The sequence below is a fragment of the Micromonospora sp. NPDC004551 genome (genome assembly GCF_040609975.1).
Taxonomy (GTDB): Bacteria; Actinomycetota; Actinomycetes; order Mycobacteriales; family Micromonosporaceae; genus Micromonospora.
Map to the genome: position 1 here is coordinate 70,460 of NZ_JBEXLM010000006.1, position 21,569 is coordinate 92,028.

Here is a 21,569-nt window from a genome sequence, read left to right on the forward strand (position 1 = left end):
CCGGCCCCCATGGGCGTCAGGGTGCGGTGTAGCGGGTGGCGGCGTAGTTGTCGAAGCGCAGCGACCCGCTGGTGGTGGCGGTACGGGCGACCAGGCCCAGCGCCGCCGACTCCACCGTGTAGCCGCTGGTGTCGCCGGTCAGCGTGCCGACCGTGACGGCGCCGACCTTGAGCGTGGCCGAGCCCGCGGTGGCCGAGGCCCAGTCGAGCCGCACGGTCCCGCCGCCCGCGGCAACCCAGCCGGTGTACGCCCAGCCCGCCGGCCGCAGCAGCCCCAGCCGGAACTGGTCGACACCGTTGCTGCGCCGGTACTGCACCACCGCCAGGGCCCCGCCGGAGGCGTTGCGGAGCTGCTGGACGGTGACCACGGCGCTCTGCGGGTTGACGGTGCCGAGGATGACGTCGGCCCTGGTGTGGACGGTCCGCTCGGCGGCCGGGGTGGTGTCCACGACGTACCCGACGGTGCCGGCGACCAGCTGCCCACCGCTGACCGACACCGTGCCGCTCACCTGTGACCAGGCGCTCGTGCCGCCGGTGAAGGCGTCGGCGAAGATCGCGTTCGGCGGGTCCACGGTGACCGTCACGCTGCCGGCCGTGCCCCAGTTGCCCAGCGCGTCCCGGGCCCGGACCCGCAGGGTGTGGCTGCCCCGGCTGAACCCGTTGAGGGCGACCGTGGCGGAGACGGTGGCGCCGCTGACCGTCATGAGGTGGCCGTGGCCGGCGCCGGGGTCGGCGCCCTCGTACCACTCGGCGGCGGCGACCGCGGAGGCCGCGTCGGTGGCGGTGGCGCTCAGGGTGAGCGTCGCCGCCCGGGCGGTCGGGTTGGGGGCGGCGGTGACCGCGCTGATCACCGGCCCGGTGCGGTCCAGCACGAAGCCGACCGCGGCGAGCGGGCCCCAGTTGCCGGCCGAGTCGCGGGCGTGCACCAGCACCTGGTGGGCGCCGTCGGCGAGCCCGGTCAACTCACTCAGCGGCAGCAGCCCGTACGTGTTCTCGGTGCCGCCGTTGAACGACCCGTCGAGGGCCACGAAGGTGAAGCCGGTGCCGTCCGCGCCGCCCGCGTCGAGGAAGCCCTCCGCACCGGCGATGACGGAGTGGGTCCCGCCGCCGGCCGGGTCGGTGAAGGCGGCGTTGATGCGCAGGTCGGTCGGGTCGGACGACGATCCGGTGCGGCCGTCGGTGGCGGCCGGGTCGACCGCCGCGGACAGCAGCGTCGGCACCGTGCGGTCCACGACCAGGTCGGCGGTGGCGTACGGGCCCCAGAGCCCGAAGGAGTCGCGGGTGTGCACCAGCACGGTGTGCCGGCCCTCGGCGAGTGCCGCGGCCACCACGGCGGGCACCGTGCCGGATTCGGCGCTGACCGCCGCGCCCGGGCTGCCCAGGGCGAGCGGGTTGCCGGTGCCGTTGGCCCCGGTGGTGTCCACGAAGTACTCGGCCCCGGTGACCGTGCCGCCGAGGCCGCGGTCGTCGCCGGTGGCGGAGATCGCGATGTCGCCGGTGCCGGCGGTCGGGCTGGGGCTGAGGGTGACCCCGGTGGTGACCGCCCCGGTGACCGCGAGGTTCAGCGTCGTGCTGCCCACCACGCCCCAGTTGCCGGCCACGTCGTGGCCGCGTACCCAGATGGTGTGCCGGCCCTGGGCCAGGGTGGTGAGCAGGTCGGCGGGAAGGGCGGCGGTGGCCCCGGTGACGGTGGGGCCGGCACCGAAGCCGGCGGCGGTGAACGGGATGCCGGTGCCCTCGGCGACCCGCAGGTCGTCGACGACCGCCTCGGCCCGGTCCACCACCGAGTTGCCGTTGCGGGCGTCGGTGAAGTCGGCGGTGACGGTCACGGCGTCGCGCACGCTGGCCGGGTTCGGGGCGGCCCGGACGTTGGCCGCGGTCGGGCCGGCGTGGTCGCCGCTGACGGGTGGCGGGTTGGTGTCCAGGAAGGTGAGCATGCCGCCGAACGCCTGCTGGGGGCTGACCCCGGTGACCGTGGCGCCGTAGCGCTGGCCGGCGTTGTTGAGCCGCCCGCCGGACTCCAGCAGCGCGAAGCGGCGCCCGTCCGGGCCGGACGGCACACCCACCACCGCGTCGACGGCCTGCCCGGGTTGCAGCGGCACGGTCACCGCCGCCTCCGGGTACGCGGCCGGACGGGCGTCCTGGCCGACCACCGACTGGTCCAGCCCGAGCAGGGTCATGGGGTGCGGCTGGAGCCCGGCGGCGACGTAGCGCAGCAGCACCCGGCGGCCGACGTCGGTGGCGACCACGTCGGTCTCCGGGAACGCCTTGCCGTTGATCAGCCGGTAGGCCGGGGCGTAGGCGCGCATGTCGTAGGTGCGCGGGGCGGCGTTGAAGGCCGGGTCGACCTCGGTGAGCACCAGCACCGCCTCGTCGTCGTAGACCGAGGCGGCGTCCCCGTACGCGCTGGGCCGCCCGCCGACGGCGGGAGCGCGGACCACCAGCGCGCCGACCAGGCCCATGGCGACCTGCCGGGGGCCGAGCGCGGTGTGCCCGGCCTCGTAGAGGTAGGTGCCGGGGCGCGACGCGGTGAAGGCGTAGCTGCGGGTGCCGCCGGGTGCGGCGCCGGTGCGGTCGGGGGCGAGCCCGGTGACCGCCGGCAGGGCCAGCGCCAGGTCGTCGCCGAGTCCGTTGTGCACGGTGATCGTCACCCGGTCGCCCTGGTCCACCACGAGCACCGGCCCGGGCAGCGTGGCCGGGGCGGCGCCGGTGGAGGCGAAGCCCCAGATCGGCACCGGCGCGGCGGCGCCGGGCAGCACCACCGAGCCCGGCTTGGCCCACAGCTCGCAGGTGGCCGTGCCACCGGCGAGCTGGCAGCCGGTCTGCGGCAGCACGCCCTGCGGCGGGGCCGGCTCCCCGGCGAGGGTGGCCGGCGCCCGCCCGGTGGGAGCCGCGTGCGGTGCCGCGGCGTTCGCCGGGGCCGGGCCGAGGGCCAGCAGCGCGGCCGCGATCCCGGCGACCAGCCGAGGCGTACGGGTCAGTGTCATCGTCGCCCTCCCCTGCCTGATCACGCCGGGCATCCGGCGGGCGGGTCGATGCGGATCAGCGTCATCATTCCGCCGAAGCTCGCCCCGTAGTTGGTGGCCTGTTCCAGCGCGTGGCTGTGCGCGACGTGGTAGTACTCGCCGCACTGGTTGTTCTGCACCACGCCGGGCGGCAGCTCGCCGGGCTCGCCGCCGAGGTACGGGTTCTCCGCGAACCAGGTCTCCGGGCCGGGGCCGACGATCTGGTCCTGCAACGAGGGCAGCGGCACCGGGATCGGATTGCCCTGCGGGTCCCAGTGCTCGGCGTCCTTCCAGATCATCAGCGTGTCGACGGTCTGCCCGGGAGCCACGTCGATGAGGAAGTTGGAGTAGGACAGGTCCTGCCCGCCGGGGCCCTGCGCGGGCCGGCCGTCGCGGGCGATGAGCTGCTCGTCGCTGCCGTGGGGGTGGAACGGGTAGCTCACCGAGCCGGCGTTGAGATAGCGGATCAGCGCGGGTTTCGGGTTGCCGACCGGGTCGTACGGGCGGATGTGGATCAGCGCCCCGTACGGCTGGGCGGGCAGCCAGTCGGCGTGGTTGGGCGCGATGGTGTCCGGCATGCTGCGCCCGTTGATGGTGAAGTATCGGGCCTTGTAGTGGGTGAAGTCGTAGGCTCGCTTCCGCTCGACGGCGAGGTGCAGGTCCGGGTCGATCTCGCCGAGCAGGTAGAGGTACTCGCGGTCGGGGTCGAACGCCGAGTCGGCGCGGTCGTTCTCCCGCTCCGGGTGGCCGGCCGGGCGGACCACGAGGGCGCCGTAGAGGCCCATCTGCACCTGCTTCTGGGCGTCCGTGCCGGACTCATAGAGGTAGGTGCCGGGCGGGCCGGCCGTGAAGGTGTAGGTGACCGAGCCGGTGTTGGCGGCGGCCGTCGTGGTCAGCGACGTGAGGGTGCCGGCGGCGTCGGTCTCCGGCTGCGCCGGCCGGCCGTCGGCGAGCACCTGGACCTGGCCGGGGAAGGTGATCGACGTGGGCTCGGGCAGGCTGTTGTGCAGCACCACGGTCACGGGCACCCCGGAGGTGACGCAGAGCGTCGGGCCGGGCAGCTGGAAGGCGCCGCCGCCGGCCGCGTAGCTCCACATGTAGATGGTGTTGCCGTCCGGCATGGCCGCGTACCCGCCGGTGGCCGTGAGGTCGAAGGCGTTGTCGCCGGCGGTGAGGCACTCCAGGCCGGCGGGCGGGCTGGCGGCCGACTGGCTCGGTCCGGGGACGACGAGCACGGCGACGATGGCCGCGACGAGCGGCACCGCGCTGAGCCGCTTCCACCGGCCGCGGTCGAGACGAAGCATCGGAACCCCCATCTCAGGCGTTCGCCCGGGTCTGTGCCGGCAGCGTGCCCGGCGGCGAGACCCGGATCTCGGTCAGCTGCCCGCCCCGTCCGCCGCCGGCGTTGGCCAGCGACATCAGGTCGCGGTCGTAGAGCAGGTACGTGCCGGGGTCGGGCGCGGTGAAGATGACGTCCCGGCTCTCCCCCGGCCCGATCTGCACGGTGTTGGTCACCTGGTACTCGGCGCTGCCGTCGCGGCCGCGCAGCAGCGCGGCGTCCTTGCCGACCACCAGCAGGTCGACGCCGTCCACGGTGACGGTGTGGTTCTGGTAGCCGAGGTTGGCCAGCCGCAGCAGCACCCGCTCCCCCGCGTTGGCCGTGATCAGCGAGGAGATCGGCTGGTAGCGCAGCCGGCCGGCGGCGGCGCTCATCGGGTCGCCGTTCGGGGCCAGGGTGTCCGGGTGGCAGCGGCCGTTGAAGGCGAAGAAGGACGGCCGGTAGTCGGTCCAGTCGGTGGTCTGGATGTGCGCGTCCCGGTAGTGCGCCTCGGCCCAGACCTCGGTGAGCATCAGGGCGAACTCGCGGTCGTACCGGGTGGTGCCGTCGCCGTCGTTGTAGACGTACCTGCCGGGTGGCACGTCGGCGGTGCCGGCGTTCTGCGCGGGGCGGACGTAGACGATCCCGGTCATGCCCATCTGCACGTGCTCGACGTCCTCGAAGTGGCAGTGGTACATGTAGGTGCCGGCGTCGTGCGGGCGGTAGAAGTAGGTGAAGTCGCGGCCGATCGGCACCGAGATGGACAGCTCCGGCACGCCGTCGAAGAGCGGGATGGCGTTGCGGAAGCCGTGCCAGTGCACGGTGTGCCCGTCGGTGAGGTCGGGGCGGACCGACAGGCCGAGATTGGTCAGCGTGATCCTGATGTCGGTCTCCTGGTCGAAGCCGAGCAGCGGGGCGCTGACCTGCGCCTTGCCGCGCTGGGCGGTGACCTGGGTGGCGGACAGGCCGGTGACGTCGCGGAAGCCGAAGACGTAGAGGTCGGCACCGGCCGGGGCCAGCGGGTCCGGCCAGAACGGGCTGATCGGCGGGGCGCCCTGCGGCATGGAGACCCAGCCGTCGGTGGCGGCCAGGTGCAGGGACGCGGTCGGGTTCGGGACCGCGCGGGGAAGCACCGCGGCCGGCTGGCGGAGCTGGGCGTCGGAGCCGCGCTCCGGCAGGACCGCCCAGGTGCCCAGACCGGTGACGCCGGCCAGCAGGGCACGCCGGCTGACGCTCGGCTGCCGTACGGGATCGGTCACGATCTCTCCTCCATCGGTGGGAACGGGCGGGATCCGCGGGCGTCCGGTGTGGGCCGGCCGCCCGCGGACGGTCAGGGCAGTTCGTCGGCGCCGGCGTCCGGCCGCGTGGTGCTGCGCGACTGGCCGTCGATGTCGACCGTCGGGGCGGTGAGGGTGAACGAGCCGTACGTGCGCGAGGTGACCCCGAGGCCGTTGGCCGACGAGCCGGCCCCGGCCAGGTGCCAGTCGCCCATCTGCGTGAGCGGGACCTGCTGGAGCACGATCACCGCCTGGCGGAACGACGGGAAGGTGCGCGAGGTCAGGATCTGCACCGACACCGGGAACGGGCTGCGGAACGCCGGGTCGAGACCCACCCGGTTCGTGCCGCTGAGGGTGGTGCCGGTGGTGTCCTGGAGCACCGAGTTGGTCGGGGTCAGCGGGCCCACCCCGTCGGCGGCGCCCATGTCCCAGTGCCGGACCGGTTCCCCGGCGGGCGCGTCGGCGGCGCCGATGCCGGTGACCCGCACGCCGTTCCATTCCCCGGCCCGGTTGTCCCAGAAGATGTTGTCGAACAGCTTCGGCTTGCTGAAGGTGGGCGAGCCGTCCGGGAGGGTGGCCTGGAGCTGCTCGCTGTTGGCGGTGGTGGAGAGACCCGCGGGAGCGGCCCGGCCGTTGCTGGTGGCGGCGGTCGCCGTGGTGATGTTGCCGGCCACCGTGTTGTCGACCATCCGGACGTCCGGCGCGTCGTCGAGCGCGACGCCGGCGCCCTCGTGGGTGGAGATGTTGTCCACCACCATGTTGTTCGTCAGCGAGATCGGCACGTTGCCGGCCTGGAGCAGCCGGATGCCGCCGCCGTCGTCGTTGGCGAGGTTCGCCTCCACCACGTTGGCGTCGACCTCGACGGCCCCGGAGCCGGGCGACAGCCGCGTCGGGTCCGGCGGCAGTTCGCCGGCCACCATGATGCCGCCGGCCTCGTCGTACGACTGGTTGAGCCAGATCCGGTTGGCGGCGATCCGGCCGTTGTAGGACAGGCCGTAGTGGCTGATCCCGCCGCCGTACTCGGCGGAGAAGTTGCCGCAGATGGCGTTGTGGTCCACCGAGTACGCGTTGCTGCCGGCGAAGATGCCGATCCCGCCGGCCAGGTTGGTGCCGCCGTTGTCGCGGATCTGGTTGCGGGAGATGCTCACGTGGTCGTTGCTGGTGTTCAGGTAGGGGGTGCCGATCCGGATCGCGCCGCCGTAGGAGCCGCTGTTGGCGACGATGACGTTGTCGGTGATCCGGGTGTAGTCGGCGCCGGCGTGCAGGTAGACACCGCCGCCCTGGGTGACCACCGCGCCGGGTGCCCCGTACGGCGTGGTCACCCCACCGGTGACGTCGTTGACGTTCCCGGCGAAGTCCGACTGGTTGCCGCCGGTGATCCGGAAGCCGTCGATCATGACGGGGTTGCCGGAGCCGAACTGGCCCGAGCGGGCCAGCACGGTCACCACCGCGCCGTCGGGCACCGACTCGGGGCCGAGGTGCGGCAGGGAGCCGACCAGGTTCAGCCAGGCCGTGCCGGTCGGGTTGTCGATGCCGAACGCGCGGCCGTCGAGGACGGACCCGGCGACCGTGGTGTTGTCGGCGTACCGGCCGCCCGGGCCGACGCCCTGGAGGCGGACCGAGGAGTGCACGACGACGTTCTCGTAGTAGGCGCCGGCGGGGTTGTCCGGCCCGGGGGTGTTCGGCCAGACCGCGACGACCGCGATGCCGCCGGCGGTGGCCGCCGCCTCCAGCGCCGACTGCACCGTGCCGTAGGTGGTCTCCCCGGCGCGGACCGCCCAGCCGGGCGGCTTGACCTGGAACAGCCGCGGGTTGGCCGCGCCGCCGACTCCGGTGCCGGTGGTGGCGCCGAGGAGCTGGAAGGTGAGGCCGTTGGTGGTCCGCCGGCCGTTGGCGGCGGTCACCCGCAGCTCGGCCGGGCCGACCGAGCCGCCGGTCAGGGTCACGTCGATCCTCCGGTCGGACCAGGAGGTGATGGTCACCGTCGGATCGGTGCCCGCCGAGTCGACGACGACGGCGCTGCCCGGGCCGCGGGTGCCGAATCCGGTGCCGGTGATGGTGACCCGGCGGTCGGTGTCGGTGCTGCGCAGGAACGGCCGGGAGACCGCGAAGAGCTGGGGGGCGTCCCCGGCCGGGTCGCACTGCACCGCGCCGAGCTGCCCGGACCCGGGCGAGATGCCGACGGCCGCGACCGCGGTGGGCGCGGTGTCGGTGACCGTGTACAGGCCGGGCCAGGCCTGGAAGTTGGTGGCGATGGTCCGGTAGCGGGGGTTGTAGTTGCCGTTCAGGTGGCCCGGCTGGCCGGGGTCGTTGCCGACGAAGCGGTACATGTTCGGGCACGGGCCGGCTGGCAGCGGGCAGTTGTAGGTGCTGGTCGACGGCTCGATCGCCTCGTACATGCCGTTGAAGTCGGTGTCCACGGTGTCCACGAGGCGGCCGGCCCAGTCGTACAGACCGACGGGGAGGTTCGGGATGCCCTCGGCCTCGCCGTAGTTCGCGCTGCGCTTGTCGTGGGTCAGCCCGAGGTCGTTGATCACCAGGCCCCAGAAGTGGGTGGGCAGCGGCACCGGGGTGAACAGGTTGAAGTTGGGAGCGCTGGCCTGCCCGCCGCGGACCTCGACGAGCTTGGTGTCGCAGAGCGGACGGCGCTGGCCCTCGAACGGGCTGCCGCCGCCGTCGAGGAAGCCGGCGTCGGTGACGTGCACCGTGTGCAGGGCCCCGGCGCAGGCGGAGGTGATGCCGTTGCCCTGCGACGGCGGCTCGCCCGGGTCGGGCTGCGGGTCGGGCGGCGCCGGCTGGTCGGCGGCCTGGTCGGGCGCGGGCGGGAAGTTCTCCTGGGGCAGGAAGCCGTCGCCGTCGAAGACGTTGACGTCCTCCTCGCGGGTGGGCTGGTAGATCGCGCCGCCGCCGACCGGGTTGGTCGGGCTCTCCACGCTGACCAGGTAGTCGTCCGGCACCAACGGCTGCGTCTGGCCGTCGGGCAGCGGCGCGTACAGGGGCAGGTCGTGATCCGCGCCCGGGTTGGCCGGGTCGCCCGGCGGGATCAGGTTCAGCTTCGAGTCGGCGAACGCGTAGTTGCCGTTGACGGTCTGCCCGAAGTTGGTCGGGTCGTTATCGGTCGGCGCGGCCTGGAAGCCCATCATCGGCGCCTCGACGCACATCCGGTCCGCTTCCCTCCCGAAGTCGGGGAGGGCGAGCTGGTCGGTGAGCGGGCGCCCGTCGAACATCCGGGCGGTGCAGCCCCGCCCCGGCTGCCAGGTCTCCGAGGTGTACGCGTCGTTGAGCTCCGGGCCTTTCCGCAGCGAGCCGTCCGCCTCGCGTACCGGGTCGCCGTCGGCGTCCCGGGCCACCGCGTACAGGTGGACCTTGATGCCGGGGATGCCCGGCTGGTACGGCTCGGTCGCCGCGTTCGCCGGGTCCAGCTCGTTGCGGGTGGTGTCGTAGGTGACGGTGCCCGCGATGCCGCCGTTCTCCGCGCCCTGGTACGGCAGCACGCCCCAGTCCACCCGGCCGGACAGGCCGATGATGGGCAGCACGTCCACGTCGACGGCCGCGCCGAGCAGGGTGGTGGGTTCGGGCTCGTTGGGCGCCTGGTAGGTGATGCCGGTCGTCTTGTAGCGGGTGTTGAACGCCTCCAGCACCAGCCACTTGGTCAGCGGGTACGCCTCCTTGATGGCGTAGTGGCCGGCGCTGTCGGTGACCACGCTGTTGGTGCCCTGGTCCATCAGCGAGTTGTCGCGTTCCTTGAGCACCACCGGGAAGCGCGGCACGCCGCTCTCGCCCGGGTCCTGCCGGCCGTTGCCGTTCGTGTCGACGAACACCGTGCCGGTGATCTCGGTGAACCAGCCGACCAGTGGCTTCGCGCCGATGTCGACGGTCTTCCCGCCGCTGACCGTCACGTTGAACGAGTCGAGCAGCATCTCCTGCGGGCCGTCCCAGAGGGTGAGCTGGTAGTCGCCGTCGGGGACGTGCGGGATCCGGAACGTGCCGTCGGCGGCGCCCCGGTCCAGGTAGATCATGCGGTCGCCGTCGCCCAGGTCGGACAGGGCGACCCAGGGCCGGGCGACCGGGCCGGCGATCTTCGCGCCGGCCACCCCGTCGGCCGGCAGGGTCACACCGCCCTGACCGCCCACATAGGTGTACGCCTGCACGACCGTGCCGGTGATCCCGCCGGCGGCGGTGCCGCCGAGCGGCTTCGGGGCGACGAAGCCGAAGTCGACGTACGGGACCGGCTCGCCGCCCAGGCTCTGCTCGGTGTCGTAGCCGGTGTCGGCCTCCTGCACCCAGACGTCCCAGTCGTGGCCGCCCTCCAGGGTGGTGGTCTGCACCCAGGTCTGTCCGCTCGGCGCGACCACCGAGGCCGCGTACCGGTCGGGGCCGAGGTTGGGGATGACGATGTCACCGTGCGCGTCGCTGCGGCAGCCGGTGGACTCCCGGGCGATGACCGGCCGGCCGTCGTCGAAGACGACCTGACCGGCCGGGTGGGTGGCGTCCGGTGCGGTGTGCCGGTACTCGGTGCAGAGCGGGTTGCCGTAGTAGTCGACCGTCACCTCGCCCATCACGTCGGCCAGGTGGGCGGTGAAACCGGCGAGCCCGCGTTCCGCGCCCACCTCGTAGGTGCCGTCGACCGGGACGCTGTCCTCGAAGATCCGCAGCCGGACCGTGCCGAGCGGCAGCGGGTACGGCTGCATTCCGACGGTCACCGCGCCGGTCTGGCCCGAGATGACGGTGAAGTGCTCGCCGTCGATCTTGTAGCCGTCGGCGGTCACCGAGATCAGGTAGCGGCCGGCGGGAAGGCCGTCCAGCGCCGTACCCCGGGAGAGGGTGTCCTGGTCGCCCTGGGCGACCACCGGGACCGCGCCCGGGGTGTTGCGGATGGACGGCCAGCGGCAGTGGTCGGCGAAGTCGGGGGCGCTGGCCACTCCGGCCCGGGCGGGCAGGCAGTGCTCGGGCGCGTCGTGGGGGTCGCCGGTGTCGTCCGCGGTGATCATCCAGCGGTAGTCGGTCACCGGGTCGCCCTGCTGGATCTGCGGCGCCGGACCCACGGTGCGGGCGCTGACCACCGCCAGGGTGACGGCGCCCGTGGTCGGCTCGGCGGCGGCCGGGCCCGGTGGCACCACGAACCCGACGAGCAGCAGGCAACTGGCGGACACGAACCAGCGCGGCCAGACGGAACGACGCGGCATGCCCTCACCCCCCTCGGTCAGCGGAAGCCGGCCGCGACGACGCGCGGCCGGGCCGGTGACAGGAGCATGGGCAGCGTGCGGCCGTCGGCGACCGCTTATGACCACGCCGTCATGTGATCGTCATCCGGGCGGCTACTGGTCGTGTCGGAACGGCGACAGGAATCCACCCCGTTCGGCGGTGGCGTGAGTCCGGATCGGACGCGCTTCATTGAGTCACCAGACAATCGCCGAGGTCTGTGGGGGCACGGTGGGACGAGTACTGGTGATCGAGGACGACGAGCGGATCGGTCGGCTGGTCACGCGGGCACTGGAGGGCGGGGGCCTGCTCACCGAGCGGGCCGCCTCCGGGACGGCGGGCCTGGACGCCGCGCTGCGCCGGGACTTCGACCTGGTCGTGCTGGACCTGATGCTGCCCGGGCTGGACGGCCGGCAGGTGCTGGACCGGCTGCTGGCGCAGCGGCCCGGGCAGCCGGTGCTGGTGCTCTCGGCGGTGCCGGAGGTCAGCACCCGCGTCGCCGTGCTCGAGGCGGGCGCGGCGGACTTCCTGGGCAAGCCGTTCGCGGTGGCCGAGCTGCTGGCCCGGGTACGCGCCCGGATGCGCGGCCGGCCGGCCGGTGACGCGGGCCGGTGGCTGCGGGTCGGCCCGGTGGAGCTGGACCTGCACCGGCGGCGGGCCACCGTGGACGGGGTCCGGGTCGACCTGCCGCTGCGGGAGTTCCTGCTGTTGCAGCACCTCATGACCCGGGCCGGCCGGCCGTGTAGTCGGGAGGAGCTGCTGTCCGACGTCTGGGGCCTGGACTTCGACCCGGGCAGCAACGTGGTCGACGTGTCGGTGCGCCGGCTGCGCGGGCGGCTGGACCGGCCGGACCGCGTCGAGACGGTGCGTGGCGTGGGCTATGCGTACGCCGTCGACTGACCGCGTGCTCGCCTGGGCCTGGTTGCTCTTCGCCACGGTCAACGTCGCGCTCATGTGGCTCCTGCCCGGGCAGGAGACCGTGCCGTTCCACCTGGTCTGGATCAGTCTGGCGCTGGTCTACGGCTTCACCACCTGGCCGCTGCGGTGGATGGTGGGCGCGCTGGCCGGGGTCACCAGCACGACCGGTGTGATCCTGGCGCACCACGCGGCGGTCGGCGAGATCCGCTGGGAGGAGACCGCCGAGGAGCCGCTCATGGCGGTGATCTTCATCGTGATGGCCTGGCACGTGCACCGCCGGCACGTGCTGCTCCACGAGATGCGGCGGATCGGCGAGGCGGACCGCGAGCGGGCGCACCGGCAGGAGCTGCTGGTGCGGCTCGCCTCGCACGAGCTGCGGACGCCCCTGACCATCGCCCGCGGCTACACCGAGCTGCTGCGCGGCACCCACGACGACCCGTCGACCGTGGCGGACACCGCGGTGATCCTCGAAGAACTCGACAAGGCGACCCGGATCGCGCACCGGCTGGTCACCCTGATGCAACTGGAGCAGCAGCATCCGGTCCGCCCGGTCGACCTGGACGTCGAGCTGTCCCGGATCGCCCGGCGCTGGGCGCCCGCGGCCGACCGGGCCTGGTCCTGCCGGTCGGCGGTCGGGCCGACCCGGGTCAATCCGGAGCGGCTGGAGGCGGCACTGGACTGCCTCGTCGAGAACGCCGTGAAGTTCACCGGTCCCGGGGACCGGATCGCGCTGCTGGGCCACCGGGACGCCACCGGGTGGACGGTGGAGGTGGTCGACTCGGGGACCGGCATCGCGCCGGAGGCGGTCGCCGACCTGCTCGACGGGCGACCGGGACACCCGACCGCCACCGGCACCGGGCTCGGCCTGGCCATCGTCCGCGCGGTGGCGGGCGCGCTCGGTGGCCGGCTCACCATCGGCGCCGGACCGGACGGGGGCGCCCGGGTCGGGCTGCGGGTGCCCGACCCCGCCCCGGTGCGCCTCGAACCGGTCCGCCCGGCAGCCGCCGGGCAGCCGGTCGCCTGACCACCGCCGTTCCGGCCGGGACGGTCAGGTGCCGACCGGCCGGCTCCGCGCGGCGGACCGGGGCAGGCTCCGGTGGTCGCCGAGCGGCCCGACCGTCCAGCCCTGGCGGCGGCACTCGGCGAGCAACCGGGGCAGGGCGGCCAGCCCGGCCCGCCAGGCCCCGGGCGCGCCCGCGCAGGACGAGTCGTGCAGCAGGATGGTGCCGCCGCCCGCCAGGCCGGACCGGACCGTCTCGTACACCGAGTCGGCGGTGGCCGTGCGGGTCCAGTCCCGCCCCCAGCAGCTCCACAGCACCGGCTCCAGCTTCAGGCGGCGGGCGGCCAGCACGGCGGTGCCGGTGAGCAGCCCGTACGGCGGTCGCAGGAACCGTGGGGTCGCGCCGGTGACGGCGGTGATCAGTGACCGGGCACGGGCCAGGTCACGGACGGTCGCCACCGGCCCGCGCAGCAGCAGGTCGTCGTGCCGCCAGCCGTGCACCGCCACCTCGTGGCCCGCGGCGACGATCTCCCGCCCGAGGTCGGGGGCCCGGTCCAGCATCGCGCCGAGCAGGAAGAAGGTGGCCCGGACCCGGTACGCCGCCAGCACCTCCAGGAACCGCGGGGTCGACTCCGGGTCGGGGCCGTCGTCGAAGGTGAGCGCGACCCGGTCGGGCGGGCCGAGACCGTGCAGGCCGGGGAAGAACCGACGCCGGACGGCGGGCAGCGCGGTGAGGGCCGGTGCGAGGTGCAGCACCGGAAGCGCCACGGCCATGGCCCGGCCGGCCCGTACCGGGCCACCGGTCACCGCGGGCCGCCGGTGGACTGGAGCAACGCGGCCACCACCGCCACCGCGTCACCGACGGAGTCGAGGACGGTCCGGCGACCACGCGCCTCGGCGCCCGCGCTGCCGGCCCGGCTGGCCGCCTCGGCCACCAGGCCCGCCGGGTCGGTGGGCGGCTCCAGGTCGGGGCGCGACGGGCGGCCGGCCGCCGCGGGCCGGAGGTGGGCCCCCGGGTCGGCGGCGCGGTCCGGCCGCTCACCGTCCGGCTCGCCGAACAGCGCGGCCAGCACCGGTCCGAGCTGGTCCGGTCCGGGCACCCACCGGGTGAGGCCGGATCGCGCCAGGATCGAGGCGTTCGCCCGCCCGTGCCCCGGGATCGGCCGGTACGTCACCACCGGCACCCCGCAGGCCAGTGCCTCCTGGCAGGTGAGGCCACCGGCGTTCTCCACCACCACGTCCACCGCGCGCATCAGCGTCGGCATGTCGTCCACCCAGCCGAAGACGTGCTCGCGGCCGCGTAGCCGCTCGTACAGCTCCGCGTTCCGGCCGCACACGACCACCGGGCGCGCGGACCCGGTGGCCCGGACCTCGGCCGCCGTGGCCGCGATGTCCCCGGCGCCCCAGGCACCCGCGACGATCAGCGCCAGCCGCTCGTCCGGCGGCAGGCCGAAGCGCTGCCGGGCGTTCCGGCGGTCGACCGCCGCCGAGGCGGCGAAGGCCCTGGAGACCAGGGGCTGGACCACCGCGACCTCGACGTCGTCGGCCGCGCCCTCCGGGCGCACCTCGGCGTGCCGTACCGCGCAGTAGACGTCCACGCCCGGCGCCAGCCAGGTCGGATGGACGACGAAGTCGGTCACGTAGCTGATGACCGGGACGACGAGCCGCCCCTGGCGGCGCAGCGGCCCGAGGAGTTGGTTGGCGAACGGGTAGGTCGTCACGACCGCGCGCGTGTCCGGCGGGATGGCGCGGCGCATCCGGCGGCGAACCGGCCGGAGCAGCAGCCGGAGCACCGAAGCGGACACCCGGGTCCGGCCGGTGAGGTTGAAGAGCACGTCGTAGCACCAGGGCAGCGACCGCAGGATGCCCCGGTACGCCTCCCGGACCGCCCAGCGCGCCGGGGCCGGCAGCAACTCCAGCAGGTTCAGCCGGTCCACCACGAGGCCCCGGCCGCGCAGCCGCCGCGCCAGCTCGGCGGCGGCCGTGTCGTGGCCGGCGCCGATGTCCGCGGAGACCACCACGATCCGTCCGGGGCGCTCCATGCCGCGGCGCATACCCACGGTCGCGGGTTCCACGCCGCGATCACACGGCCCCGCGGCGGACGAGCAGGCGCAACGCCGCGTATCCGGGCAGCACCGGCAGCCAGAACGTGGCGAGCCGGTAGACCAGCACGCCGGCGACGGCGGTGTCCACGGCGACGCCGTAGAGCAGCAGGCCGGAGACCAGGGCCGCCTCGGTGGCGCCCAGCCCGCCCGGGGTCGGCGCGGCCGACGACACCCCCTCCCCCACCACGCACACCAGCACCACCGGCGCGATGAGCGCCGGGTCGGTCGGCAGGCCGACGGCGAGCAGGGCCAGGTACAGCGCGGCCCCGTAGGCGATCGTGAGCGCCACGCTCACGGTCAGCAGCGGGAGGATCCGGCCGCCGCGGGCCAGCGCGCGCAGCGCGTCCACGGCCTGCCGCCGGGCCGAACGCAACCAGACCCGCCACCGGGGTACGGCGAAGGCCACGGCGACGACCAGCAGCACGCCGAGCACGATCAGCAGCACCGTCAGGCCCCGCCCGGTGGCGGCGTTCATCAGGTGCCGCCGGGTGCCCCGGGCGAACGGCAGCAGCACCGGCAGCAGGAGCAGGACGCCGAGCACGCCGGCGACCCGGTCCACGGCGACCGCGGTCGCCGCCGCCGGTACGGGCAGGCCCTGCTGGCGCAGGTAGCGGATGCTCAGCGCGGCGCCGCCGAGCGCGCCCGGCGCGAGCCGGTTGACGAACGAGGCGGCCACCTGGACCGCGACCGTCCGGCCGAGCGGCACCCGCCCCGCGGCGGCGAGCCGCAGGGCCAGCGCGCTCAGCAGGTAGGTGGCGGCCGAGGCGAGCAGCGCCCCGGTCACGGCGAGGGGGGCGGCGTGGACCACCGCGTGCAGGGCGGCGCGTACCTGGCCGACCTGCGGCAAGAGGAAGTGCACCAGCAGGCCGAGCATGACCAGCAGGAAGACGTCCCGGCGGGTGATCCGGACGACCCGGGCGAGGCGGTGGGGCCGGCCTGGGCAGCGACGGGCGATCTCCTCGTGCAGCTCGTCGAGCAGGCCGGGGCGCCGGTCGGCGAGCGCCCGACCGGCGCGGGACAGCAGGGCCGGCTGGAGCCACGGCAGGCTGTCCGCCACCGCGGCGGCGCCGAGCTGCCCGACGGCGGCTGCCACGGCCGGCCGCACGCCGGCCAGTGCCGCCAGCGTGACCAGCAGTTCCACCAGGTCCCGGGCCTGCTGGTCGGCGGTCGCCTCGTCGGTGCCGAAGCCGAGGTCGACCAGCCAGGCGGTGGAGTCCGCGACCAGCACGTTGGCCGCCCGCAGGTCCCGGTGGGCCAGGCCGGCCCGGTGCAGGCGGGCCACCTGCCGGCAGACGTCGTCGAGCAGGTCCGCATCGAGTTCGGCCGGGTCCAGCGCGTCGAGCGGCCGGCCCGGCACGAATTCCTGCACCAGCAGCGCGTCCCCGGCCGGGTCGGTCGCGGTGGCGACCAGCCGCGGCGTCCGCACCCCGGCCCGTTCCGCACGCAGCAGGAGGTACGCCTCGTGCTCGCTCTTCTGCTTCGCGGTCACGTACGGCGGCTCGTCGACGATGCCCCGGTAGCGCAGGCGGCGGTAGAGCTTGTAGAGCCAGTCGGCGTCCCGCTGGCTGCCCCCGGTGACCTTGACGAAGAGGCACCGGCCGTCCTCGGTGGTGACCCGCAACGGCCGGGAGCCCCGGGCGTCGCCACGGACCGGGAACAGCTCGACCGCCTCGATTCCGCGACCGAGGAGCACCTGTCGCAGCCGCCCCAGCGTGCCGCCCGGCCCCACGTCGCCGACGATCACCCGGGTGAGGCTGGCCATGAACCAGCCGACGAGGAACCCGCCCAGCACGTCGACCGGCAGGTGGGCGCCCACGTAGATCCGGGCCGTCCCGACGGCGGCCACCGCGAGCCAGGCGAACGGGCGGAGCCGCCGGGGCAGCACCGGGGCGAGGACCGCCACGAGCGCGGTCGCCACCGCCATGTGCCCGGACGGGTAGCCGTACCGCCCGGTGACGGTCTCGTGGAACCGGATCTCGGCCAGGAAGGCGGCCGGCCGGGCCCGGCCCACCACGAGCTTGGCCAGCACGGCTCCCCAGTAGGCCAGGTTCCCGGCGATCAGCAGGTCCCGGGCGAGCCGCCACTGCCGGGCCACCGCCGCGCCCGCCGCCGCGACCAGGATCGCCGGGTACGCGCCGAGCTGCATGACCGGCACCAGCACCGGGCCGACCGGGCCCGGGACCTGGTTGACCAGCGCGAACAGGTCCCGCTCCCAGCGGCCGGGCGGCCGGTGCCGCGCCCAGGAGCTGACCAGCGCGAACAGTCCGCCGGACAGGAGCAGGCTGAGGACCAGCGCCGGTGACGGCCGGTGGGTCCGGGGCATCGCCGGCGTCAGCGGCGGGCGGGCGGGCGACCGGCGGCCGGGCGCGCGGCCGGGTCCGTCGTCCCGACGGCTGCCCCGGTGTCGCGCATGAGACGACCATAGGGCGGCCCGCGGCCGGGGCGGGCGGCAACGCCGCGATCCGCCCGGTCGGGGGGGGAACCTGCCGGTCAGGCGCGGCGGCGGCCGACCCGGCGGGACCGGCCCCGGCGGGCGGTCAGCACGGCCACCACGCCGCCGACGATCAGCGCGAGGAGGCCGGCGGCCGGCACGATGACCCGCCAGTCGCCGTCGGCCATCCGGTGCAGCGCGGTCCCGGCCGGCCCCCGCCAGGCCGGCGGCGGGGTCGGGTGGGCCCCGGCCGGGGAGCCCTTGGGTGCGGCCGGCTCGGCATCCGGTTCGCCGGGCTCGACCAGCCGGCCGACCGAGGCGTCCCGGGGCAGCGAGAAGCCCCAGTCGAGCAGCTGGGCGCCCTGCTGCCAGCCGCGTACCGGGCGGGCCTCCGCGCCGAGCAGGGTGACCACGAGCCGCCGGCCGTCGCGCTGGGCCGCACCGACGAAGCTGTGCCGGGCCAGCTCCGTGAAGCCGGTCTTGCCGCCGAGGGCGCCCGGATAGCGGTGGATCAGCTGGTTCTCGTTCTGGATCTGGAACCCGCCGGCCTTGAGCGCGGGCTGGGCGGGGATCTGTGCCCGCTCGGTGAGCGCGTACCGGCGGAACCGCGCGTCGGCGAAGCAGGCGCGGCCGATCAGCGCCAGGTCGTACGCGCTGGTGAACTGCCCCGGACCGTCCAGCCCGGACGGCGTCACGGCGTGGGTCTGCCGGGCGCCCAGCCGGCGCGCCTCGGCGTTCATCTCGGCGACACCCGCGCGGGCGCTGCCGGCGCCGAGCCGGGCCAGCATGTTCGCGGCGTCATTGCCGGACTGGAGCAACAGCCCCAGCCAGAGGGTCTCCACCGGATAGCGCCCGCCGACGAGCAGGCCGACGGCCGAGCTGCCCCGCTCGATGTCCAGGTCGGCCCGGGTCGCGGTAGCCACCTGCTTCGGATCGATCCGGTTCAGCATGGTGGCGGTCAGCAGCAGCTTCTGGGTGCTCGCCGGGGTGCCGTACTCGTGCGCGCCGCAGGCGCCGAGCACGGCGCCGGTGTCGAGGTCGGCGACCAGCCAGGTGGTGGCCGTGACCGCCGGGGGCGCCGGGCTGCCGGCCGGCGTCACCAGGCCCGGCGTGGCCAGCGCCTCGCCGCCGACGGCCTGGTCCTGCGGCACGGACGGGGGCGGGGTGGGGCGCGGTGGCCGGGTGACCTTCGGCGCCGGCAGGCGCGGGCAGGGCACCGCGGCCGGGGCGGCGGTCACCGGCGGCGCGGCGCTGGCCGGGGCGGGCGCCGCGGCGGCGAGCAGGGCGACGACGGTGGTGGCGGCCAGGACCCGTGCGCTCATGAAGAGGCACCCTACCCAGTCGATCAGCTCACGCGGCGCAGCCACCGGCGCTGCCACGGCGTCTCCACCGCCCGCGGGTGGTAGCCCGCGCGGACCCAGGCCACGGCGGGTTCGGGAGCGAGCCCGTCGAGGACGGCCAGCGCGGCGAGGGCGGTGCCGGTGCGGCCGACGCCGCCGTGGCAGGCGACCTCGACCCGCTCCCCCGCGTACGCCCGGCGCCACGCCTCGCGCAGCGCGTCGAGCGCGTCGGCGCGGTCGAGCGGCAGCCAGAAGTCGGGCCAGCGGATCCGGCGGGCCGGCCAGGCCGGGTCCGGCCCGGGCGCCAGCAGCAGGGCGAAGTCGGCGGGCGCGGCGGGCGCGGCGATCCGCCGCCCGCGTACGGCGGCGCCGCGCGGCAGCACCAGCAGGCCGGTGCGGTCCGTCCACGGCGGCGTCGGGTCCATCCGGACATTGTGCGGGTTCGCGGAGCGGACGGCGTGGAGGTGCCCGCCGGACCACGTCCGGCGGGCACCGCCACGAGCGGTCCGGGCGCCTCGGGTCAGCGGGAGCCGACCCCGAAGCGACCGCGCCGGCGCCAGGCCAGGGACAGCAGTACCAGCACCGCACCCGCGCCGGCCAGGCCGCCGCCGAGCTTCACCGGCGTGCCGAGGCTGTCACCGGTCACCGGCAGGTTGCCGCCGCCCGGCCGGCCCGGCCGGTCCGGCCGGGCCGGCAGGACGATGCCCGTGGCGCTGTCCACCCGGTTCCCCTGCGTGGCGGTGAAGGTGTGCCGCCCGGTCCGGGTGGGCCGGTAGGTGATGGTGAACTCACCGTTGTCGTCCGCCGTCGCGCTGAACGCGGTCGGCGCCGGCTGCGGCTGCTGGTAGGCCACCGCGGTCATTGCGACGGCACTGCCGTCGCTGCGACGGACCGACCCCTGCGCGGGTGCGGCGTTGGGGTTGCCGCTGATCGCCACGGTGATCGCGACCGCGCCGGGCAGGAAGCCCTCGGCCCGGATCGTGAAGGTCTCGCCGAGGCGGATGGTCGGCGGCGAGATGGTGAGCGACGGGTTCGTCGGCGGGTACACGGGTGGCTGCGGCTGTGCCGCGCCGGCCGCGGTCGGCACGGCCGCCACGGCCAGGCCGACCGTGAGCGCCATGAAGATGCGGGATAGCCGCATGATGGATTCCCTCCTACTGATCACAGCTTGGTGCGGAAACAACGTGGGTGGTCCATGGGGTGACGGTGGGTGTGAGCACCAGCTCGGCCGTGCCGGCGCTCGTCTTGCCGGTGAGCAGGGTGACGTCGAGGGTCCGGGTACGACCCGGCTTGACCTCCACGCTCGCCACGGTCACCTGTCGGCTGCCGGCGGTCCCGCTGCCCATCGCGGTGTCCCGGCCGTCCAGCCGGCCGCCGAGCACCGCCCCTCCGGTCGGCGTGTAGACCGACACGAGGGTGCGGGCGGTGTACGGATCGCCGGACAGCGCGAGGCCGGTGACCGACCTGGCCAGGCCCGACTTCGGGGCGGTGGAGTGGACCGTGACCCGCAGCCGCAGCTCCCGGCGCCCGTCCGGCTGGCAGTCGCCGGCCGTCACGGTTGCCGAGAACCTCAGGTAGTAGCCGAGCTTCGCGCCGCTGCCGTCGTTGACGAACACGCCGACGGTCGGCACGGTGTCCTTGTCGCGGAGCTTCCCGGTCAACCGGCTGTCGCCGAGGACGCGTTGCTCCGTGGGATGGACACTCCAGAACAATATCCGACGTTCGGTAATAGAACGGGTGAAAACGGTCAAAAGGGCACGAGGGCTCACCGCCTTGGCGAAGAGCGCGTCGAACACCGCGGACGCGGCCTGCGCGAAGTAGGCATCCTGCTCCCTCGTGTCCAGCATCCGGTAGGTGTCGCTGAGAAGCGTCCGGACCACGGTGCTGCCGGCCAGGCTCGGCCGGCCCGGCACCGTGACCGGCCCGATGACCGCGAGCAGGTAGGACAGCACCAGCGGATCCACCGCGAGCACGCCGTCCACCGTGGTGCCGGTGCGCCGGCGGACCATCTCGCGATAGAGCGCCGCCGCGGTCGGGAAGTCGGGGCCGAGGTTGACATCGGCCGGGTACGTCCCGGGCAGGTCCTTCCACAGCCCCCGCAGCTCAGGGCTCACGGGCAGCGGCGGCGTGAACGAGCCCAGGCTGCTCGCACTGTTCTGGCCGGACATCCGGATCCGGCCGCCCTCGGCCCGCAGCACCGCGTGCGCGCCGAACATGCCCCCGGTGGCGCGCAACTCGGCCGGGTTCTGCGAGACGAGCAGGTAACTGCGGGGACCGTCGGCGCCGAGCAGCGCCGGCAGCAGCCGGGCGCCCTGGTCGGCGGCCGAGGTGAGCTCGCCCAGCCGGTCCAGCTCGGTCCGCAGGCCGGAGACCGCGTCCCGGACCTGCCCCACGAGGTCGTCGGTGGTGACCGCGCCCAACCGCTCCCCGGTCCGCCGCACCGCCTGGTCGGCGACGGAGACCTCGGCCGAGACGGCCCGCAGCCGGCCCAGGTCGAGCTTCCCCTCCTTCGGCACCAGCGAGGCGAGGTCGACCCGGAGCAGGGTGGGGAAGGCGAGCCGGGCGAGGTCGTCCACGGCCACCGCGATCTGACGCACCGCGGCCAGATCGTCGCCCGCGTACGGGGTCTGCTGGCCGAGCCACCAGCCCGGGTCGCCGGTGGCGCTCCGGGCCGCGGCCGCCTGCTCCTGGAGAGCGGCCAGCGTGCGCTGGGCGCGGGCCACGTCGCCGCCGATCACCTGGGTGCTGAGCTCCTGGGCCAGACCGGCCGCGTTGAGCAGGTGCGCGCGGGCCTGCCAGCCGCGGAACCCGACCCAGCCGCCGCCGGCAAGCAGCACCGAGACGACGACCAGCCCGACGAGCAGGACCCGGCGTACCCGGGCCCGGCTGCGGCGCCGGGAGCGCCGCCGCCGGTGGGACGTCCCACCGCTTTCCGTCACACCACTCTCCCGCACTCGAAATCGGACACCATTGA

General features: G+C 75.0%; 13 protein-coding genes. 2 read left to right on the forward strand and 11 right to left on the reverse strand.

Features of this window, described 5'->3' with window-relative positions; translation table 11 throughout:
- Window positions 1-16: 16 nt before the first annotated feature.
- The 4 genes from ABZW14_RS09730 to ABZW14_RS09745 all read right to left on the reverse strand — a co-directional run bounded on the left by ABZW14_RS09730 (window position 17) and on the right by ABZW14_RS09745 (window position 10,785).
- Window positions 17-2,986 (reverse strand): multicopper oxidase domain-containing protein, encoded by a 2,970-nt coding sequence (locus ABZW14_RS09730; RefSeq protein ID WP_355342622.1) that lies wholly within the window; start codon window positions 2,984-2,986, stop codon window positions 17-19.
- A gap of 20 nt (window positions 2,987-3,006) precedes the next feature.
- Window positions 3,007-4,308, reverse strand: coding sequence for a multicopper oxidase domain-containing protein (locus tag ABZW14_RS09735; RefSeq protein ID WP_355342625.1), 1,302 nt, complete (start codon window positions 4,306-4,308; stop codon window positions 3,007-3,009).
- A gap of 13 nt (window positions 4,309-4,321) precedes the next feature.
- Complete coding sequence (locus ABZW14_RS09740) at window positions 4,322-5,581, reverse strand: multicopper oxidase domain-containing protein (protein WP_355342628.1); 1,260 nt, start codon at window positions 5,579-5,581, stop codon at window positions 4,322-4,324.
- 71 nt (window positions 5,582-5,652) lie between these two features.
- Entirely contained in the window at window positions 5,653-10,785 is a 5,133-nt protein-coding gene (locus ABZW14_RS09745; protein ID WP_355342631.1) for an IPT/TIG domain-containing protein, read from the reverse strand.
- 262 nt (window positions 10,786-11,047) lie between these two features.
- Here ABZW14_RS09745 and ABZW14_RS09750 point away from each other — a divergent pair, with 262 nt between their 5' ends.
- Together ABZW14_RS09750 and ABZW14_RS09755 are read left to right on the forward strand one after the other, a co-directional pair.
- On the forward strand, window positions 11,048-11,701 hold the full coding sequence (locus ABZW14_RS09750; RefSeq protein ID WP_355342634.1) for a response regulator transcription factor: 654 nt from the start codon (window positions 11,048-11,050) through the stop codon (window positions 11,699-11,701).
- Between the two features lie 4 nt (window positions 11,702-11,705).
- The gene (locus ABZW14_RS09755) at window positions 11,706-12,743 is read left to right on the forward strand and encodes a HAMP domain-containing sensor histidine kinase (RefSeq protein WP_355342637.1); all 1,038 of its coding nucleotides are present in this window, start codon (window positions 11,706-11,708) and stop codon (window positions 12,741-12,743) included.
- A gap of 24 nt (window positions 12,744-12,767) precedes the next feature.
- Here the strand turns inward: ABZW14_RS09755 and ABZW14_RS09760 are convergent, their stop codons facing one another.
- From ABZW14_RS09760 to ABZW14_RS09790, 7 genes are all read right to left on the reverse strand, one after another.
- On the reverse strand, window positions 12,768-13,526 hold the full coding sequence (locus ABZW14_RS09760) for a polysaccharide deacetylase family protein (protein ID WP_355342640.1): 759 nt from the start codon (window positions 13,524-13,526) through the stop codon (window positions 12,768-12,770).
- Window positions 13,523-14,761: a glycosyltransferase gene (locus ABZW14_RS09765; protein ID WP_355343148.1), complete on the reverse strand. Its 1,239-nt coding sequence runs from the start codon at window positions 14,759-14,761 to the stop codon at window positions 13,523-13,525. The genes ABZW14_RS09760 and ABZW14_RS09765 overlap by 4 nt, the downstream gene beginning before the upstream one ends.
- Window positions 14,762-14,801: 40 nt before the next feature.
- On the reverse strand, window positions 14,802-17,147 hold the full coding sequence (locus ABZW14_RS09770) for a lysylphosphatidylglycerol synthase domain-containing protein (protein WP_355342643.1): 2,346 nt from the start codon (window positions 17,145-17,147) through the stop codon (window positions 14,802-14,804).
- Between the two features lie 167 nt (window positions 17,148-17,314).
- A complete protein-coding gene (locus tag ABZW14_RS09775; RefSeq protein ID WP_355342646.1) occupies window positions 17,315-18,577 on the reverse strand; it encodes a serine hydrolase in 1,263 nt (420 codons plus the stop codon).
- Between the two features lie 23 nt (window positions 18,578-18,600).
- Window positions 18,601-19,020, reverse strand: coding sequence for a protein-tyrosine phosphatase family protein (locus tag ABZW14_RS09780; RefSeq protein WP_355342649.1), 420 nt, complete (start codon window positions 19,018-19,020; stop codon window positions 18,601-18,603).
- Window positions 19,021-19,115: 95 nt separating this feature from the next.
- Window positions 19,116-19,736, reverse strand: coding sequence for a hypothetical protein (locus ABZW14_RS09785; protein WP_355342652.1), 621 nt, complete (start codon window positions 19,734-19,736; stop codon window positions 19,116-19,118).
- Between the two features lie 13 nt (window positions 19,737-19,749).
- A complete protein-coding gene (locus ABZW14_RS09790) occupies window positions 19,750-21,534 on the reverse strand; it encodes a DUF4012 domain-containing protein (protein WP_355342655.1) in 1,785 nt (594 codons plus the stop codon).
- Window positions 21,535-21,569: the final 35 nt, after the last annotated feature.

Excerpts from the sequence above, each read along its gene's own strand:
- ABZW14_RS09730 (WP_355342622.1), bottom strand. The coding sequence starts at position 2,986 with ATGACACTGACCCGTACGCCTCGGCTGGTCGCCGGGATCGCGGCCGCG.
- ABZW14_RS09735 (WP_355342625.1), bottom strand. The coding sequence starts at position 4,308 with ATGCTTCGTCTCGACCGCGGCCGGTGGAAGCGGCTCAGCGCGGTGCCG.
- ABZW14_RS09745 (WP_355342631.1), bottom strand. The coding sequence starts at position 10,785 with ATGCCGCGTCGTTCCGTCTGGCCGCGCTGGTTCGTGTCCGCCAGTTGC.
- ABZW14_RS09765 (WP_355343148.1), bottom strand. The coding sequence starts at position 14,761 with ATGGAGCGCCCCGGACGGATCGTGGTGGTCTCCGCGGACATCGGCGCC.
- ABZW14_RS09770 (WP_355342643.1), bottom strand. The coding sequence starts at position 17,147 with ATGCCCCGGACCCACCGGCCGTCACCGGCGCTGGTCCTCAGCCTGCTC.
- ABZW14_RS09775 (WP_355342646.1), bottom strand. The coding sequence starts at position 18,577 with ATGAGCGCACGGGTCCTGGCCGCCACCACCGTCGTCGCCCTGCTCGCC.
- ABZW14_RS09780 (WP_355342649.1), bottom strand. The coding sequence starts at position 19,020 with ATGGACCCGACGCCGCCGTGGACGGACCGCACCGGCCTGCTGGTGCTG.
- ABZW14_RS09785 (WP_355342652.1), bottom strand. The coding sequence starts at position 19,736 with ATGCGGCTATCCCGCATCTTCATGGCGCTCACGGTCGGCCTGGCCGTG.